Annotated in this window: 16 protein-coding genes; 5 read left to right on the top strand and 11 right to left on the bottom strand. The window is 55.3% G+C overall.

Annotation, left to right across the window (positions count from 1 at the left end):
- Positions 1–57 precede the first annotated feature (57 nt).
- Together OGX91_RS11695 and fbpC are read left to right on the top strand one after the other, a co-directional pair.
- A complete protein-coding gene (locus OGX91_RS11695; RefSeq protein WP_040232787.1) occupies positions 58–2,136 on the top strand; it encodes an ABC transporter permease in 2,079 nt (692 codons plus the stop codon).
- A gap of 11 nt (positions 2,137–2,147) precedes the next feature.
- On the top strand, positions 2,148–3,194 hold the full coding sequence (fbpC, locus tag OGX91_RS11690; RefSeq protein ID WP_005125024.1) for a ferric ABC transporter ATP-binding protein: 1,047 nt from the start codon (positions 2,148–2,150) through the stop codon (positions 3,192–3,194).
- 88 nt (positions 3,195–3,282) lie between these two features.
- Here the strand turns inward: fbpC and mmuM are convergent, their stop codons facing one another.
- The 9 genes from mmuM to OGX91_RS11645 form a co-directional block, all read right to left on the bottom strand.
- On the bottom strand, positions 3,283–4,215 hold the full coding sequence (gene mmuM, locus OGX91_RS11685; protein ID WP_286626328.1) for a homocysteine S-methyltransferase: 933 nt from the start codon (positions 4,213–4,215) through the stop codon (positions 3,283–3,285).
- Positions 4,202–5,605: an S-methylmethionine permease gene (gene mmuP / locus OGX91_RS11680; protein WP_005125026.1), complete on the bottom strand. Its 1,404-nt coding sequence runs from the start codon at positions 5,603–5,605 to the stop codon at positions 4,202–4,204. The genes mmuM and mmuP overlap by 14 nt, the downstream gene beginning before the upstream one ends.
- Positions 5,606–5,880: 275 nt before the next feature.
- Complete coding sequence (gene mhpT, locus OGX91_RS11675; protein ID WP_286626326.1) at positions 5,881–7,092, bottom strand: 3-(3-hydroxy-phenyl)propionate transporter MhpT; 1,212 nt, start codon at positions 7,090–7,092, stop codon at positions 5,881–5,883.
- Between the two features lie 68 nt (positions 7,093–7,160).
- A complete protein-coding gene (mhpE, locus tag OGX91_RS11670) occupies positions 7,161–8,174 on the bottom strand; it encodes a 4-hydroxy-2-oxovalerate aldolase (protein WP_286626325.1) in 1,014 nt (337 codons plus the stop codon).
- The gene (mhpF, locus tag OGX91_RS11665; protein WP_286626323.1) at positions 8,171–9,121 is read right to left on the bottom strand and encodes an acetaldehyde dehydrogenase; all 951 of its coding nucleotides are present in this window, start codon (positions 9,119–9,121) and stop codon (positions 8,171–8,173) included. Before mhpF ends, mhpE begins: the two co-directional genes overlap by 4 nt.
- A complete protein-coding gene (mhpD, locus tag OGX91_RS11660) occupies positions 9,118–9,927 on the bottom strand; it encodes a 2-keto-4-pentenoate hydratase (protein ID WP_286626322.1) in 810 nt (269 codons plus the stop codon). The genes mhpF and mhpD overlap by 4 nt, the downstream gene beginning before the upstream one ends.
- 9 nt (positions 9,928–9,936) lie before the next feature.
- Positions 9,937–10,803 (bottom strand): 2-hydroxy-6-oxonona-2,4-dienedioate hydrolase, encoded by an 867-nt coding sequence (gene mhpC / locus OGX91_RS11655; protein ID WP_286626319.1) that lies wholly within the window; start codon positions 10,801–10,803, stop codon positions 9,937–9,939.
- A gap of 28 nt (positions 10,804–10,831) precedes the next feature.
- Complete coding sequence (gene mhpB / locus OGX91_RS11650; RefSeq protein ID WP_071667381.1) at positions 10,832–11,776, bottom strand: 2,3-dihydroxyphenylpropionate/2,3-dihydroxicinnamic acid 1,2-dioxygenase; 945 nt, start codon at positions 11,774–11,776, stop codon at positions 10,832–10,834.
- 1 nt (position 11,777) lies between these two features.
- A complete protein-coding gene (locus tag OGX91_RS11645; RefSeq protein ID WP_188232289.1) occupies positions 11,778–13,442 on the bottom strand; it encodes a bifunctional 3-(3-hydroxy-phenyl)propionate/3-hydroxycinnamic acid hydroxylase in 1,665 nt (554 codons plus the stop codon).
- A 191-nt stretch (positions 13,443–13,633) separates the two neighbouring features.
- Here OGX91_RS11645 and OGX91_RS11640 point away from each other — a divergent pair, with 191 nt between their 5' ends.
- The 3 genes from OGX91_RS11640 (at position 13,634) to catA (ending at position 15,721) form a co-directional block, all read left to right on the top strand.
- Positions 13,634–14,446 carry a DNA-binding transcriptional regulator gene (locus OGX91_RS11640; protein WP_040232802.1) on the top strand — a complete coding sequence of 271 codons (813 nt, stop codon included), beginning with the start codon at positions 13,634–13,636 and terminating at the stop codon, positions 14,444–14,446.
- Between the two features lie 135 nt (positions 14,447–14,581).
- Positions 14,582–14,893, top strand: coding sequence for a putative quinol monooxygenase (locus OGX91_RS11635; protein WP_040232803.1), 312 nt, complete (start codon positions 14,582–14,584; stop codon positions 14,891–14,893).
- Between the two features lie 150 nt (positions 14,894–15,043).
- Complete coding sequence (catA, locus tag OGX91_RS11630) at positions 15,044–15,721, top strand: type A chloramphenicol O-acetyltransferase (protein WP_040232806.1); 678 nt, start codon at positions 15,044–15,046, stop codon at positions 15,719–15,721.
- A 125-nt stretch (positions 15,722–15,846) separates the two neighbouring features.
- Here the strand turns inward: catA and OGX91_RS11625 are convergent, their stop codons facing one another.
- Entirely contained in the window at positions 15,847–16,299 is a 453-nt protein-coding gene (locus OGX91_RS11625) for an acyltransferase (protein ID WP_040232903.1), read from the bottom strand.
- A 237-nt stretch (positions 16,300–16,536) separates the two neighbouring features.
- The gene (locus OGX91_RS11620; RefSeq protein WP_005127956.1) at positions 16,537–17,253 is read right to left on the bottom strand and encodes a YebC/PmpR family DNA-binding transcriptional regulator; all 717 of its coding nucleotides are present in this window, start codon (positions 17,251–17,253) and stop codon (positions 16,537–16,539) included.
- Positions 17,254–17,337 lie beyond the last annotated feature (84 nt).

Below are 17,337 nucleotides of genomic sequence, written 5' to 3'. Positions count from 1 at the left end.
GATCATTTGCCGGGTGCAGCGTAAATACCGCATCCGGCCTGGAATACCGGAACCGCTATGTCACACACACTTGCACTCCATCCTGTGAAAAAACGGGATGCGATATTCCTTTGGGTTTTGCTTGGCTGGCTGGCATTTGCCCTGCTGCCAAGCTGGAGCCTGGACTACGGTCTGCTGGAGTCGACTGGCGAGGAAATACTCGCCGCCTACGGCTGGTCACAGTTCAATATCAGTTGGTTATGGTATCTGCTGCCGAGCCTGCTGCTGGTGCGTCCGTTCCATGAGGCCAGGCGCGAACAGCGCGGCCGCCATTATCTTGATGCGGGCTGGGCTTTTTTCTGTATGGCGTTTATCGTCGCCAGCGCGACTCTTGAGGGGCGCGGCTTAGGCTATGCCACCATAGTGTTGTTTGTGGCACTTGGCGCGATCATGACCCTGGCGCTCACCCGTCTGGAATGGCTGGGCGGCGACCGTTTCGTCATCGGCTCGCTCACCGCGATTGTCGCCTTGATCGGTATTTTTATCGTCTGGCCGAGTATCGCTATTTTTATTCCGATGTTCACCAACGACGCCGGGGAATTTGCCCCGCTGGCGTTTATGAATGTGCTGTCGCAGGCACATATCATTCAGGTGATCCTCAACTCGATTATGCTGTCGATTGCCGTCGGCGTCGGCTGTACCTTCTTTGGTCTGGTACTGGCTATCTATACCACCCGTATCGCCAGACGCAGCGCTATTATTGGACGAATTTTCTCGATTCTGCCGATCGTCACCCCGCCGTTTGTCGTGGGTTTAGGCGTCACGCTGATGATGGGACGCTCCGGCTACATCACCGAATTTATGGTCGAATGGTTTGGCTTAACCAACACCAACTGGTTGTACGGTTTTACCGGCATCTGGCTGGCACAGGTGCTGGCCTTCACTCCGATGGCGTTTATGATCCTCGACGGAGCAATCAAAACCATTCATCCGTCGCTGGAAGAAGCGTCGTACACCCTGCGTGCCAGCCGCTGGCAGACCTTTAACGGCGTGTTTGTCCCGCTGCTGAAACCCGCGCTGGCGAACGCCTTTTTGATTGTGGTGGTGCAATCGCTGGCCGACTTCAGTAACCCGCTGGTGCTCGGCGGTAACTTCGACGTGCTGGCAACGCAAATCTACTTCTACATCACCGGTTCGCAGCTCGACTACCAGGCCGCCAGTACGCTGGGTGCCTTCCTGCTGCTGTTCTCGCTGCTGGTGTTCTGCGTGCAATATATGTGGATTGGTAAACGCTCATACGTCACCGTTTCCGGTAAATCCTACCGGGGCGACGTGCAGCCGTTACCTGTGACGCTGGTATGGAGCGTGGTCGCGCTGCTGGCGGTGTGGATTGCCTTTAACGCCCTGTTGTACGGCAGCATTTTCTACGGCAGTTTCACCGTTAACTGGGGCGTGGACTACACCCTGACGCTGGCGAACTTTACCAAACTGTTCGGCCAGGGGATGAGCGACGGCGCGTGGCCTTCACTGCTCGACACCCTGCTCTACGCCGGGATTGCCGCGCCGATCACCGCCATCTTCGGCCTGCTGATCGCCTGGATTGTGGTGCGTCAGCAGTTCAAAGGTAAGAAGACCATCGAGTTCACCACTATGCTGTGCTTTGCCGTTCCGGGCACCGTCGCGGGTGTGTCATATATTCTGGCCTTTAACAGCGCCCCGGTGTACCTCACTGGCACGGCGGCGATTGTCATTATCTCGATGGTAATGCGTAACGTCCCGGTCGGCATTCGCGCGGGTATTGCGGGACTCGGCCAGATCGATAAATCACTGGATGAAGCCTCACTCAGCCTGCGCGCCGGTTCGCTGCGCACCATTACGCACATCCTGCTGCCGCTGCTGCGCCCGGCAATCCTCTCAGCGCTGATCTACAGCTTTGTGCGTGCCATTACCACCGTCAGCGCCATTGTGTTCCTCGTCACGCCGGATACCCGCGTAGCCACGGCCTACATCCTTAACCGCGTGGAAGACGGCGAATATGGCGTGGCGATTGCCTACGGTTCTATTCTGATCGTGGTGATGCTGGCGATTATTTTCATCTTTGACTGGCTGATCGGTGAATCACGAACCTCCCGTTCAAAAGCCAAAAACCAGGCGTAATGGAGCGCACTATGACTCAGAAAAATTTCGTTGAACTGCGCAACGTCACCAAACGATTCGGCAGCAATACGGTAATCGACAATATCAATCTCACCATTCCGCAGGGACAAATGGTCACGCTGCTCGGCCCGTCCGGTTGTGGCAAAACCACCATTTTGCGCCTGGTCGCCGGGCTGGAAAAACCGAGCGAAGGGCAGATTTTCATTGATGGCGAAGACGTCACCCATCGCTCAATTCAGCAGCGTGATATCTGTATGGTGTTTCAGTCCTATGCCCTGTTCCCGCATATGTCGCTGGGAGAGAACGTTGGTTATGGCCTGAAGATGCTCGGCGTGTCCCGCGCTGAGGTGAAAGCCCGTGTCAAAGAGGCACTGGCGATGGTCGATCTGGAAGGATTCGAAGAGCGCTATGTTGATCAGATCTCCGGCGGTCAGCAGCAGCGCGTAGCGCTGGCCCGCGCGTTGATCCTCAAGCCGAAAGTGCTGCTGTTTGATGAGCCGTTAAGTAACCTCGACGCCAACCTGCGTCGCAGCATGCGCGACAAGATCCGCGAACTGCAAAAGCAGTTTGATATCACCTCGCTGTACGTCACCCACGATCAGAGCGAAGCCTTTGCGGTTTCTGATACCGTGCTGGTGATGAACAAGGGACACATCATGCAGATCGGTTCACCGCAGGATCTTTACCGCCAGCCCGCCTCGCGCTTTATGGCAAGTTTTATGGGTGACGCCAACCTGTTCCCGGCCACCTTCAGTGACCAATACGTTGATATCTACGGCTACCACCTGCCGCGCCCGCTGCACTTTGATACGCAAGGCGAAGGTATGGTCGGCGTGCGCCCGGAAGCGATCACGCTCAGCGATCGCGGCGAAGAGAGTCAGCGCTGCGTGATCCGCCACGTGGCCTATATGGGCCCCCAGTATGAAGTCACGGTGGAATGGCACGGGCAGGAGATCTTATTGCAGGTCAACGCCACGCGTTTGCAGCCGGACGTTGGCGAGCAGTATTACCTCGAAATCCACCCGTACGGGATGTTTGTGCTGGCGGATGTTGCATAAGTTGTGCCGGGTGGCGCTGCGCTTACCCGGCCTACTGTTTGTGCAATTTGTAGGCCGGGTAAGGCGGAGCCGCCACCCGGCATGATTCTCAGCGCTGCGCGTTCAGTTCGGCAATATCCTGCGGCGTCGTCCGACAGCAGCCGCCAATCAGCTTCGCGCCCGCCGCCAGCCACTGGGGTAAATATCCCGCCAGCGTGGCGCATGCTTTGCCGTGATGGTGCCAGGTCTTGGTCACTGAGTCATAGTGCTCACCCGAGTTCGGATACACCACCAGCGGCAGCGCCGTTAAGCCGTATAAATGCTGCAACGCGGCGGTGGTGTTTTCCAGCGCAATGCAGTTAATACCTAACGCCACCACCTGCGGATAACCCGCCAGCAACGCAACTACGTCACGCAGCGCCGTACCGTCGCTCAGGTGCTCGCTGTCGCGCAGGGTAAACGAGAACCACGCCCGTGCGCGCGGATACGCGGTCAACAGCTCAGCCAGCGCGCCAATTTCGGCAAAATTTGGCAGGGTTTCACAGGCTAACAGATCGGCCCCGGCATCCAGCAAGGCTTCCACGCGCGGGCGGTGAAACGCCTGAAATTCTTCTTTACTGCGCACGTAATCGCCACGGTATTCAGAACCATCCGCCAGATACGCGCCATAAGGCCCGACGGACCCCGCGACCAGCAGCGTGCCCGCCTGGGGGTTCTCTGCCAGATACGCTTCACGGGCTTTACGCGCCAGCTCCACGCTTTTACCAATCAGCGCTTTCGACTGCGCTTCATCCAGGCCACGGGCGGCAAACCCCGCCGGTGTCGCCTGATAGCTGGCGGTGATCGCACACTGCGCCCCCGCCCGGTAGTAATCGAGATGGACTTCGCGGATGAGCTCCGGATTTTCGACCAGCACTTTGGCTGACCACAGGCTATCGGCTAAGTTACAGCCACGCGCTTCCAGCTCCGTCGCCATCGCACCATCGAGCAGCAGGAAATCCTGTTTTTCGAGGATGGCGCTTAACGGATTATTCTGCGACATGTTCGGGCTCCTGTTTGGCTTTACGCGATTGAGTAAGGAAATAAGCACCATAACACACTGCCACAAACGGTACCCCGCACCACAGCGCAATTCTCTGCGCTGGATCGAATGCCAGCCCGACGCAAGCCACCAGGCACAGCACAAATCCCAGTACCGGCACCAACGGATACCACGGCGCGCGATAATGCAATTCACTCAATGCCTTACCCTGCTGCAGATGACGGCGGCGAAAGACGAAGTGCGAAGCGCAAATGCTCAGCCACACCGCCACCACCGCGAACCCGGAGATTGCCGACAGCGCGACAAATACCGTGTCCGGGGCCACCACGCTGGAAAACAGTGCCAGCACACCGCCGAGCATACTGACCGACAGCGCCGTCAGCGGCACGCCGTTTTTCGTCACTCGGGAAAAACAGGCTGGCAGCGTGCGTTCATTCGACAGCGACCACAGCATGCGCCCGGAGGCATACAGCCCGGAGTTCGCCGCGGAAAGAATAGCCGTCAGGATCACGAAGTTAAAAATATCGGCGGCATACGGAATCCCCACCTTCTCAAACACCAGCACAAACGGGCTTTTCTCCACGCCCGCCTGCTGCATCGGGATCAGCGCCGCCAGCACAAACACTGTGCCGATAAAGAAAATAATCAGTCGCGCGATGGTGGTACGAATCGCTACCGGAATGACCTTGCGCGGGTTTTCTGTTTCTCCGGCGGCAATACCGATAAGCTCGGTTCCCGAAAAAGCAAAATTCACCGCCACCATCGTCATCAGGATCGGTAAACCACCGTGTGGGAACCAGCCTTCCGCCGTGATATTACTCAGCCCCGGCGCGGGCGAACCATCCTGCATCGGGATGAAACCAAAAATAGCCGCTCCGCCGAGGATAATAAAAGCGATGATAGTGACCACTTTTACCAGCGAGAACCAGAACTCCCCTTCGGCAAAAAAGCGTGTGGAGATAACATTCAGGCCAAAAATAATCGCGCAGAACACCACGCACCAGACCCATACCGGCACCTGGGGAAACCAGTACTGCATACAGAATCCGGCGGCGGTAAAACTCGACCCCAGCGCCACAGTCCAGGTCAGCCAGTAGAGCCAGGCCACGGTATATCCCGTTGCGGGGCCGAGATAACGCGCAGCATAGACGTGAAACGCCCCGGTCTCCGGCATCGCTACCGAAAGCTCGCCCAGACACTGCATGACCAGCCAGACTACCAGCGCGCCAATCAGATAGGCCAGCAGCGTTCCCGCCGCCCCGGTGGTGGAGATGATGTACCCGGTATTGAAGAATAACCCTGTGCCAATCACGCCGCCCAAGGAGAGCATAATCAGATGACGTGTTTTCATTGTGCGCTTCAGTGGCGCATTTTGTTGTGTTGTTTGCATATAACCTTCTGAACGTATGGACATCTAAACATCCAAAGAAGGTTTGTTATACCGCGTTTGTTAACAGAATGCAAAGTCAACCCTGCACCAGGCGCAGATGTCCGCGCCGGGCGCTTAATACCGGGTGGGGATTAATAATCAAATACAAAAAGGGCCGCCAGCTCATAACGCCTCCGTTGCCAGGCTTTATCTAAACTCTGGCAACGTCCTCACCGACTGGCGTTCACCCGGAAGTGGGAACCGTATCTTCCCCACTCATACTAGCGAATGAGCGCTTAAGCACCGCTGGCCGGGATCGGCATCTGCGATTTGCGGTTCATCAGAATAAATACCGCCAGACCCGCCACTAAAATACCCGGCGCTGAAGCTGCCATCACCCCCACTGTTCCGGTGCCAAGCGCTAACATTTTCCCTGCCAACAAGGGACCGCTCATCGCGCCCAGACGCCCAACCGCGACGGCGGTGCCCACGCCGGTGGCGCGGATCTGTGTGCTGTAAAACAGCGGCGCCAGCGCATACAGCACGCTTTGCCCGCCGGTGGCAAACATCCCCGCTACAAATCCCGCCATCAGCATGCCGCTCAATGACGATACCGTGCCCAGCGCCAGTAATGATGCCAGCATCCCGGTGTAGATCAGCAGCGACATGACAACCGGACGCAGTTTGTCCATCAACGCCCCGAGGATTAATGTCCCGCTGGCCGCGCCAATTTGCAGGGCAAACATCACCCCCGCCGCCTGCGAGGGCTGAAAGCCCTGCCCGACCAGCAGCATCGGCAGCCAGTTGATCAGCATATACACCACCAGCAGGGTGAAGAAATAGCACAGCCACAGCAGCAGCGTGGCTGTCGCGGTGGTTGGCGCAAACAGCGCACGCAGCGGCGCGGCAGCCACCTGCGTTTGTTGGGCGTAAACCTGCGATTCCGGCAGCCAGCGCATCAACAGCGGTACCAGCAGCAGCGGGATCACCCCGCCAACCCAGAACACCGTTTGCCAGGCGGAGGACAGACCGCTAAACCCGAGCGCCGCCGCGAGCGCCGCGCCAATTGGCACGCCGCAGTACATCAGGCTCACCGCCGTACCGCGAAAACGCGGACCCGCCGCCTCGGAAGTCAGCGCGATCAGGTTCGGCAATGCCGCGCCCAGCCCGACGCCGGTCATCAGACGGGCAAACACCAGCGACGAGAAATCCCAGGAAACCGCTGTTGCCAGCGAGAACAGACCGAACAGCGCCACGGAGGCAATCAGAATGCGCTTGCGGCCATAGCGATCGGCCAGCATGCCGCCCACCAGCGCGCCGGGCAGCAGCCCGAGAATGCCCGCGCTGAAGATCCAGCCCATCTGCATTTTATCCAGCGCAAATGCATGGGCGATACCGACGGCAGCGATCCCGGCGGCCTGTAAATCCAGCCCTTCCATCAGGGCGACTAAGAAACACAGCCCGACGGTCAGCGTCAGGCGGGAGGATGAGGGGGTACGGGTAGTCATAAGATGTACCTCAGAGGTCACGATGCAGGTGAATCGCGGCTGATGCGTTGCCAGCCGCGTAATCATTTTTATTTGCTGTTGCGCAGATCCAGCGCCACGTCGACGATCATATCTTCCTGGCCGCCCACCATCCGGCGTTTGCCCAGTTCAACCAGAATATCTACCGCGCTCAGGCCATAACGCGCCGCTGCCACTTCGCAGTGGCGCAGGAAGCTCGAGTACACCCCGGCATAGCCCAGCGCCAGCGTTTCGCGGTCCACCCGCACCGGGCGGTCCTGCAGCGGACGCACCAGATCGTCGGCAGCGTCCATCAGCGCATACAGATCGGTGCTGTGCTGCCAGCCAAGCTTATCCGCCGCGGCGATAAACACCTCCAGCGGCGCGTTGCCTGCGCCTGCGCCCATACCGGCCAGGCTGGCATCGATGCGGTCACAACCCTCTTCTACCGCGGCAATCGAGTTCGCCACGCCGAGGCTCAGGTTGTGGTGGGCGTGCATCCCGGTTTCCGTCTCCGGCTTCAGCACCGCTTTCAGGGCGCGGAAGCGGGCGCGAATATCAGACATGTTCATCGCCCCGCCGGAATCGACCACATAGATACAGGTCGCACCGTAGTTTTCCATCAGTTTCGCCTGCTGTGCGAGGTTTTCCGGCGTGGTCATATGACTCATCATCAGAAAGCCGACGGTGTCCATGCCCAGTTCACGCGCATACTGAATATGCTGGGCCGACACGTCCGCTTCGGTGCAGTGGGTCGCCACGCGTACGACGCGCGCCCCAGCCTGATATGCATTTTTCAGGTCGTGAATCGTGCCGATGCCCGGCAACAGCAGCGTGGCGATCTTAGCGTGCTTGACCACGTCCGCCGCCGCTTCAATCCACTCCAGGTCGCTGTGCGCGCCAAAGCCGTAGTTAAAACTGGAACCCTGCAGACCGTCGCCGTGCGCCACCTCAATGGAATCGACCCGCGCGTCGTCCAGCGCTTTGGCAATCTGGCGCACGTTTTCCAGTGAATATTGATGGCGAATGGCGTGCATGCCGTCGCGCAGGGTCACGTCAGAGATATAGAGTTTTTTACCGTTCATGCTGCTTCTCCTGCCTGACGAGTGAGTGACTGCGCCATCTTCTCAGCGGTCGCCAGCGCACTGGAGGTCATAATATCGAGATTGCCCGCGTAGGCTGGCAGATAGTGCGCCGCGCCTTCCACTTCCAGATACACCGCGGTTTTCAGCCCGGAGAACTGACCGATGCCCGGTAGATTGACCGGTTTATCCTGCGGGATCACTTCAAACTGCACGCGCTGTTTCAGGCGATAGCCCGGCACGTACGCCTGTACCGCCGCCGCCATCTCATTAATAGACGCTTCAACTTCAAGCTGGGAAGCCGCTTCGCTCAGCACATACACCGTGTCGCGCATCATCAGCGGCGGCTCGGCTGGATTAAGGACGATAATTGCTTTACCTTTTGCCGCACCGCCAACCACTTCAATCGCCTTCGAGGTGGTTTCAGTAAACTCATCGATATTGGCGCGCGTGCCTGGACCCGCAGATTTACTGGCGATCGAGGCGATAATTTCGGCGTAATGGACTTTTGCCACGCGAGAAACCGCCGCCACCATCGGGATAGTCGCTTGCCCGCCGCAGGTCACCATATTGACGTTCTGTTGGTCAACGTTAGCGTCCAGATTCACCACCGGGACGCAGTACGGACCGATCGCCGCAGGCGTCAGGTCGATCAGGCGGATCCCCGGTTTAGCAGCACGCAGCGCGGCGTCGTTTTTCACATGCGCGCTCGCACTGGTGGCGTCAAACACGATGTCGATATCGGCAAACTCTGGCATGGAGATAAGTCCCGTCACCCCTTCATGAGTAGTGGCGACGCCCATACGACTGGCGCGCGCCAGCCCGTCGGATTGCGGATCGATACCGACCATCACCGCCATTTCCAGATGCACGCCGTGACGCAGAATTTTGATCATCAAATCGGTGCCAATGTTGCCGGAGCCGATAATGGCCACTTTACGCTTACTCATGACTGACTTCCTTTTGTAACCGCCGCTGAAAAGGTGGCGGCGACTGAACCAATACCGTCGATATGGGCTTCAAAACGATCGCCCGCATTCACCGCCACCATCGGGCCTAACGCCCCAGTGAGAATGATGTCTCCGGCGCGCAGCGGCTCGCCGAGGCTGGCCATTTTGCGCGCCAGCCAGACGGCGGCGTTGATCGGATGTCCCAGACATTCGCTACCACGCCCGCTGGAGACCTCTTCGTTATTGCGCGTCATTTTCATCGCGCAGTTTTTCATATCTAATCCTGCCGGACGCTGTGCCGGGCCGCCGACCACATACACGCCGCAGGAGGCGTTATCCGCCACGGTATCAACAAACTTGATTGACCAGTCACGAATACGGCTGCCGACCACTTCCAGCGCGGGCAGTACCCACTCAATGGCGTTGTACAACTCGTCAAAAGTGGTGTCGGCATTGGGCAGATCGCGGTTCAGCACCAGCGCAATTTCCGCTTCAATACGCGGTTGCAGTACGCGCTCAAACGCAATGGTGTCGTTATCGCCGTAACACATGTCGGCAAACAGCGTGCCGAAGTCCGGCTGATCGACGCCCAGCTGCTGCTGCACTTTCGGGTGCGTCAGCCCCACTTTGCGCCCGACCACGCGCCGCCCATGCGCCACGTCGTACTGCACGTTGATGCGTTGAATGGCGTAGGCCGCTTCGCCGTTGTCCATGCCGATCAGTTCACGCAGCGGGGCGATAGCTTCCCCTTTTTCCTCAGCCTGACGTAAATCGGCGGCTAACTGCTCAAGATTAAGATTGGTCATGTCCGTTCCTTAAGGGCGTGCGAGGAAATTCAGCACCAGTTGGTTAAAGGCATTCGCATGTTCCCACTGCGCCCAGTGTCCACAGTCGCGGTAAATGTGCAGCTCAGAACCGGCAATACCGGAGAGCAAGCGCAGTCCTGCGTCCATCGGTACGAAGCGGTCATTGCGTCCCCAAACAATCAAAGTCTGGGCTTTAATTTCCCCCAGACGTGGGCCGAAGTCCGGGAACTGTTTCGGGTTGGCTTCGAGGCTTTTCACAAAGTTGTCCAGGTGATCGCGGCGCGACAGCATATTGTTCAGACGCGCTTCAAACAGCGCCTCAGTAAGATCGCTGGTGTCAAAGACAAAGATCTCCATCATCAGCTTCAGGTGCTCGATGGTTGGCTCGCGGTACAGCTGATTCAGGCGCTTGATACCTTCGGTCGGCATCGGTGTAAACAGGCTCATACCGCCCGTCCCGCCGCCCATCAGCACCAGCTTGCCCACGCGCTCCGGCCAGCTCAGGGTGAACGCCACGGAACTGTGGCCGCCCATCGAGTTGCCCAGTAGGTGAACTTTCTGAATATCCAACTGATCGACCACGCTTTTCAGGATGCGGGCGTTGAGATCCGATCGTGAACCACGGTTAACGATCCCATCGCTTTTTCCCCAGCCAGGACAATCCAGTAGGATCACCCGGTATCCGGCCTGCACCAGCGGATCGATATTGCGGCTGAAGTTCGCCCAGCCCGTCGCGCCCGGACCGGAGCCGTGCAGCAGCACGACGGTCTCTTCGCCCTGCCCACAGTCATTGAAATGCACGCGTAGCGTTTCGCCTGCTTCTTGTACCTCCAGGAAACGACTGGTCGAGGCTTCAGTTTGCGGTTGGTAAGTCATGGTTTTCTCCTGCATGTTCAGTTCTGTTTCAGTTCTGTGTGGTGGCGCTCAGGGAGCCGAATCCGGCGATCCACTCTGGGATCGGGCGGTAATAACGGCCTTCGCTGCGCCAACTGCCAAAGGCAGAAATGGCGGCAAAGGCGGCAACCCAGGTTTTTACTTCGTGCGTTGATTTCCCCGCCATCGCAGACAACTCTTCGTTACTGACCGCGTCCAGCTCCTGCAAACGCCCCTGCTCAAGCAGGGTCATAAAGCGGTTATCCCAGACGGGGTTAAGCGGGTGCAGGGTGTTTTGATCGGCCACGAACTTCTCGGCGGCGCTGATCACCCGCTGCTGTCGCAGCTCGCGTTCGTTTTCGGGCAGTTGCTTACCGCTGCCGAGCAGACGGTCACGCATATGCGCGTCAGCCTTTGCCAGCTCTGGTACCGGCGGCTGATGCGACAGTCCGCCGGAGCCTAAAAACAGTACGCGCTTATTCAGCGAGCTGGCGAAACGGCCAATCGCTTCACCGAGCATGCGGGTACGCTGAAAGCCCGGCAGCGGCGTGGCGACACCGTTAATAAACACCGGCAGCACCGGAACCTTATCCAGACCGCCGAGTAAAAACTCCAGCGGCTGGGCGAAACCATGATCGACCTGCATGTTGTAGGACACGGCGAGATCGATACCGCTTTTCATCACCGCGTGGGCGCAGGCTTCAGCGAGATCCGTCGGCACCGGCAGTTCCCCCGCCGCACTGCCGAAATCACCGATCGCCGTGGCTCCCACGCCTAAACAGAACGGCGGCATCACGTCGTAGAAAAAACCGTTGTAGTGATCGGGGGCAAACAGCACCACCAGTTCAGGGTCAAACGCCGCAATGCGCGCCCGGGCGCTGGCGATCACACCGTTAACCTCGTCGAGCACGGTCTGCGCCGGGTCGACGTAACCCACCAGCGGCGAGTGGGAGAGACAGTGAAGATAAGCGTGCATATCAGGCGACCTTTTCAATGGGAACAGCGGCATTGGCGCGGGTGAGGGTCATCACCGATGCCAGTTTATTCAGGGTGCTGCCCAGAGTTTGCGGAATAGCGATGGCGGCTACGAAGCGGTCCGGGCGCATCACCACCAGCGAAGCGTTGTGCCGGGCAAACCACGTGCGCAGGCGGTTTTGCGTATCGCCAATGCGGATAACGCCGTCATGGTTATCCTGAGCAGTGGCAATCTGCGTATCCGGTACCACCTGGATAAACCGCGTGCCCAACGCCTGCCACTGTTGGATCTGCGCCTCGCTCATGCCCCACCGCGGGTTACAACCCCAGCTAATCACCGCGAAATTCGGCCCAATGACGTTATCGAGCAGCGTCACGTCGCCGGTTTCCAGCGTCACCTTCGGCTGGATAAACATCTTGCCGACCGGAGAAGTTTTCGCGTCGCCCTCACGCACCAGCGCCCCGGAGTGGTATTGCGGCATCGGTTTAAAACGCATTTCAAGGAAGTAGCGTTTGACCGGTGGAAGGTAGTTCAACAACCAGGAGACTCCGTCGCGCACCGCGCCGTGCCAGCGTTTCGGCGGTGCCAGTACGTTGCCTGCGGTCACGGAGAGATCGATCATCGCTTTGGCGTGGTCGCGGCGTTCCTGCTGGTAGGTATCCAGCAGCGCATCTCCGGCTTTGCCGTTAATTACCAGCGCCAGTTTCCACGCCAGATTGAAAGCATCGCGCATGCCGCTGTTGTACCCCTGCCCCTGCCAGACCGGCATAATGTGCGCCGCGTCGCCGGCCAGCAGCACACGGTCAATGCGAAAACGTTCGGCCAGGCGGGCGTTATGGGTATACACACGCTGGCGGATCAGCTCAACGTTATCCGGGTTCGGCAATACTTTGCTCAACAGCTGGCGCATATTTTGCGGCTCGCTGAGCTGCGCTTCGGTTTCTCCCGGCATCACCATAAATTCAAAGCGGCGCACCGCGTGCGGCAGCGCGGCGGAGACATACGGACGCACCGGATCGCAGCACAGATACACATGCGGCGTGCTGAGCGGATCGTTGGCGATATCCACCACAATCCACTGATTTGGCGCGGTTTTTCCTTCAAATGGCACATTCAGCGACCGTCTGACGTTGCTACCGCCGCCGTCGCAGGCCACCAGCCACTGGGCTTTCACCGTTTCGCGTGGGCCGTCCGGGGCTTTCAGATTCAGCGTTACTTCACCGTTCTGTTGGCTGAAGGCTTCCAGTTCGCGGGAAAACAGGCAGCGCACGTTGGGAAAACGCGACAGCCCTTCCAGCATCACCGCGTCCACCTGTGGCTGAATAAACGCGTTGCGCCGCGACCAGCCAAATTCGTCGGTCATCGGCTGGATATCGGCAAAGCAGCGGCCTTTCGGCGTAAGAAAGCGCATCGCGTGCCATGGCGTGGTATGCGGTAGCACGTTTTCGACCAGACCGACGGACTGCATGGTGCGCAGCGCTTCATCGTCAATGCCGATGGCACGGGGATAGTCGATCAGTTTGTCGAGTTTCTCCACCACCAGTACCTCAATGCCCATCTGGCCCAGATAGTTGGCCATCATCAGCCCAACCGGACCGGCTCCGGCAATCGCTACCTGTACAGTGTGCTGTACAGCGGGTTGGATATCCGGGTTTATCGTTGTCATTTCAGAACCTCACTACTCGGACAAAACGCAATTGCAGACCCTGGCGAGGCGCAATTCGTTTTGTTAAAAAGATGTAAATAATTTTTTATTGTGCGGTCAGTATAGGAATGAGTTTTTGCGCTACAATCAAAACATGCCTGGATGTGCACTAAGTGCACCACGTTGTTTTACCTGTAGATTTGTCAATAAATATGAAAAATGACGACGGTACCGAATACAAAACCGTACGCGGATTAACGCGCGGATTAATGTTATTAAATATGTTAAACCGGCTCGATGGCGGAGCCAGCGTTGGCCTGCTGGCTGAACTGAGCGGCCTGCACCGCACTACGGTCAGGCGACTGCTGGAAACGTTGCAGGATGAAGGTTACGTCCGACGCAGCCTGTCCGATGACAGCTTTCGTTTAACCATTAAAGTCCGCCAGCTCAGTGAGGGATTTCGTGACGAGCAGTGGATTTCTGCGCTGGCTGCCCCGCTGCTGGGAGATTTGCTGCGCGAGGTGATCTGGCCGACCGACGTTTCCACGCTGGATGTGGACGCCATGGTGGTGCGTGAAACCACCCACCGCTTCAGCCGCTTATCGTTTCACCGGGCGATGGTCGGGCGTCGATTGCCGCTGCTGAAAACCGCCTCCGGCCTGACCTGGCTGGCATTTAGCCCGGAGAATGAACGTCAGGAACTGATTGAAATGCTGGCCTCACGACCCGGAGAAGAATTCCAGTTGGCGCGCGAGCCACTGAAGCTCAATGCCATCCTGACCCGCGCGCGAAAAGACGGCTTTGGCCAGAACTATCGCGGCTGGGATCAGGAGGAAAAAATCGCCTCCATCGCCGTCCCCATTCGCAGTGAACAGCGGGTGATCGGCTGCCTGAACCTGGTGTATATGGCCAGCGCGATGACCATCGAACAGGCTGCGGAAAAACATCTTCCAGCCTTACAAAAGGTGGCAAAACAGATAGAGGACGGCGTCGAGTCACAGGAGATTTTGGTTGCCGGGAGGTGAGGTGGATCACAGTTATACGCCTCACCTGATGGATAGCTGGAATGATTCACTCATCAGCCGATATCACACGGTGTCATCTTGCTTAAATGATATCTTCATTGCAGAGTGTGCATTCATTTTCTGCCAGGGGGCTACATGTTAAAGGTCATTGCTGAAGATTTTATAAAACCTGAATATATTGAAACCGTTCTCCCTTTGTATCGTGAACTCATATCCGCCACAAAGAAAGAACAGCGCTGTCTTGCTTATGACCTCTATATTGATGAAAAAGATCCTGGGCATTTTATTTTTATAGAAGAATGGCCAAACCACGCGGCGCTCGATGAACATTGTGCGAGTGAGCATTTCAGACGACTTGTGCCGTTAATCGATCAATACACGCGCAAAGAAGCACGTTACATATTGATGAATGACATCGTAAATCCAGGGGCTCAAAGTCTCTTGTGAAGAGGCTTTAATCTTTCCTCCTGTATAAGGATACGCTACTCTCTAAAAAATGCGTTCGCTGGTAACATGCTTCGGGACATGCAACTTGATTACGTCATAGAAAGACTTAGGCTAAAATATGATATTTGATTGCAAATCAAAGGATAAAAAGTGAAAAAAACGACTCCAGAATATACGACTGTTGACTTGTCTCGTTGGCCAAGGAGAGAGCATTTTGAGGTATTTCAGTCTTTTGCTCAAAGTACAATTAACCAAACTGTTCTGTTAGACATTACCGCAGTACTAAAACATATAAAAGAGATTGGCTGGAAATTTTACCCTACTATGATTTTCCTCCTTGCTAAAGTTGTCAACAAGCATACTGAATTCCGTATGGCCATAAAGAACAATGAGCTTGTCATATGGAATGAAATTCATCCAAGCTATACCATTTTCCATAATGAAACTGAGACTTTTTCATCATTATGGAGCCGCTACGATGGCAATATTCATCACTTCCAAAACACTTATTCAGAAGACGTTGCACGCTATTGTCATAATCTTTCTTATTGGCCGAAGGGGGAGTCTCCGGAAAATATATTTTTCGTATCGGCTATCCCTTGGGTCAGTTTTACCAGTTTTAATATCAACATTGCGAACATGCAGAACTTTTTTGCCCCCATGTTCACTCTTGGGAAATACTATGAACAAGATGGGAAAGTGGTGTTACCTCTCGCCGTTCAGGTACATCACTCCGTGTGCGATGGATTCCATTTAGCACGACTAATTAATGAACTACAGGAAATGAGTCATGACCTACGGCACCATTCGGAGGAACGCAACGTCTGATGCAGCAGACGTTTCTTTATATGGCGTGAGCAGCAATAATAGTCGCCATGCCTGCAAACAAGAGGAGTCGACATGAACGGTCTGGGAAGAACATAAATTTGGGTTCGCAATGGCAAGGGTAATACTTAAAGCTTTCGCAAAAGTCTGGCCGGATTGCCAGCATACACGCCTTTTATCAGTACGGGTTTTATTACCACACTACCGGCACCAATCACCGCACCACTGCAAATTTCCGTTGTTAAAATTGTGGCGCCACTGCCCACCGATACTGCGTTACCTAATACAATATTAATCCAGCTTTTTGCAGAAGCGTCGGGACTTCCGCTCTTGAAAAGATCGTTAGCAAAGGTCACGCCATGCCCTATAAAGCAGTCCTCGCCTAAGGTAACGTTCTCACAGATGAAAGTATGGGACTGCACTTTAGTTCTATCGCCTATGACGCATCCCTTTTGTATCTCAACAAATGGTCCGACAAACACATCATGGCCCAGGTTGCATTCATAAAGATTCACAGGCATGACTATTGTGACATTCTTACCTTGTTTTACGTCACGAATACCACTTTCAATAATATTCATATCAGCACTGTCCTTACTCAAGATAATACGCTTCAGTATTGAAGACATGAACTTGCAGGAGCTCCTTTGCCATTTATTATCAGATAGTTTAGGCCAGGAATTTCAATTGATGCGTTTCTTTTAGCGATAGTGTTTTTATCTATTTGTTATAATCAACACATCTTATCAGACATGTTGATTATAACAAACTTACAATTTATAAAATCTGCCATAATGACAGATTTATTTATTTTATAATTAGAGATTTGCAACGTTATGATATACTTTTTGAACATCATCATCATCTTCAAGGGCATCAACAAGTCCTTCAAAGATTTCTAAATCTTCTGGTGAAAGTTCAACTTCTGACTGAGCTATCATTTCTAATTCTGTGGTTGAGAATTCAGTAATCCCAGCGGCTTTGAGGGCTGCAATTCCTTTATGAAGGTCTGTAGACTCAGTATAAATAATGATGTTGCCTTCTTCTTCGGTGACATCACGAACATCAACTTCAGCTTCAAGCAAAATTTCAAAAATATGGTCAGGGTCAGTGCCTTTAAATACGATCACACCAGTATTGTCAAACATGTAGCTGACAGAACCTGCCGCCCCGATATTCCCGCCTTTTTTATTGAAGATTGAGCGAATATTAGCAATCGTGCGGTTAACGTTTGAAGTCAGGGTTTCAGCGATAATCATGGAACCACTTGGACCAAAGCCTTCATAACGCCCTTGCATGAACGTTTCGTCGCTGCCACCTTTGGCTTTATCAATAGCTTTATCAATAACGTGCTTTGGAACCTGGGCTTGTTTCGCACGTTCAATAACGAATTTTAAAGCTGTGTTTAATTCCGGGTCTGGTTCACCTTGTTTAGCCGCAGCATAGATTTCCACACCGAATTTGGAATAAACTTTAGACGTTGCACCGTCTTTAGCCGTTTTTTTACCAACAATATTGGCCCATTTACGTCCCACTGGAATAGTCTCCTCGAAAATTTATTTACATAACGGGCAGGTTAATAAGTTGCCTGTTTTCTCCGCCATATTATATCATCATAT

Origin of the sequence: Citrobacter sp. Cpa228 (genome assembly GCF_030333085.1) — a bacterium.
GTDB classification, from domain to species: Bacteria; Pseudomonadota; Gammaproteobacteria; order Enterobacterales; family Enterobacteriaceae; genus Citrobacter; species Citrobacter pasteurii.
This window is presented reverse-complemented; position numbering and strand designations above follow the sequence as displayed.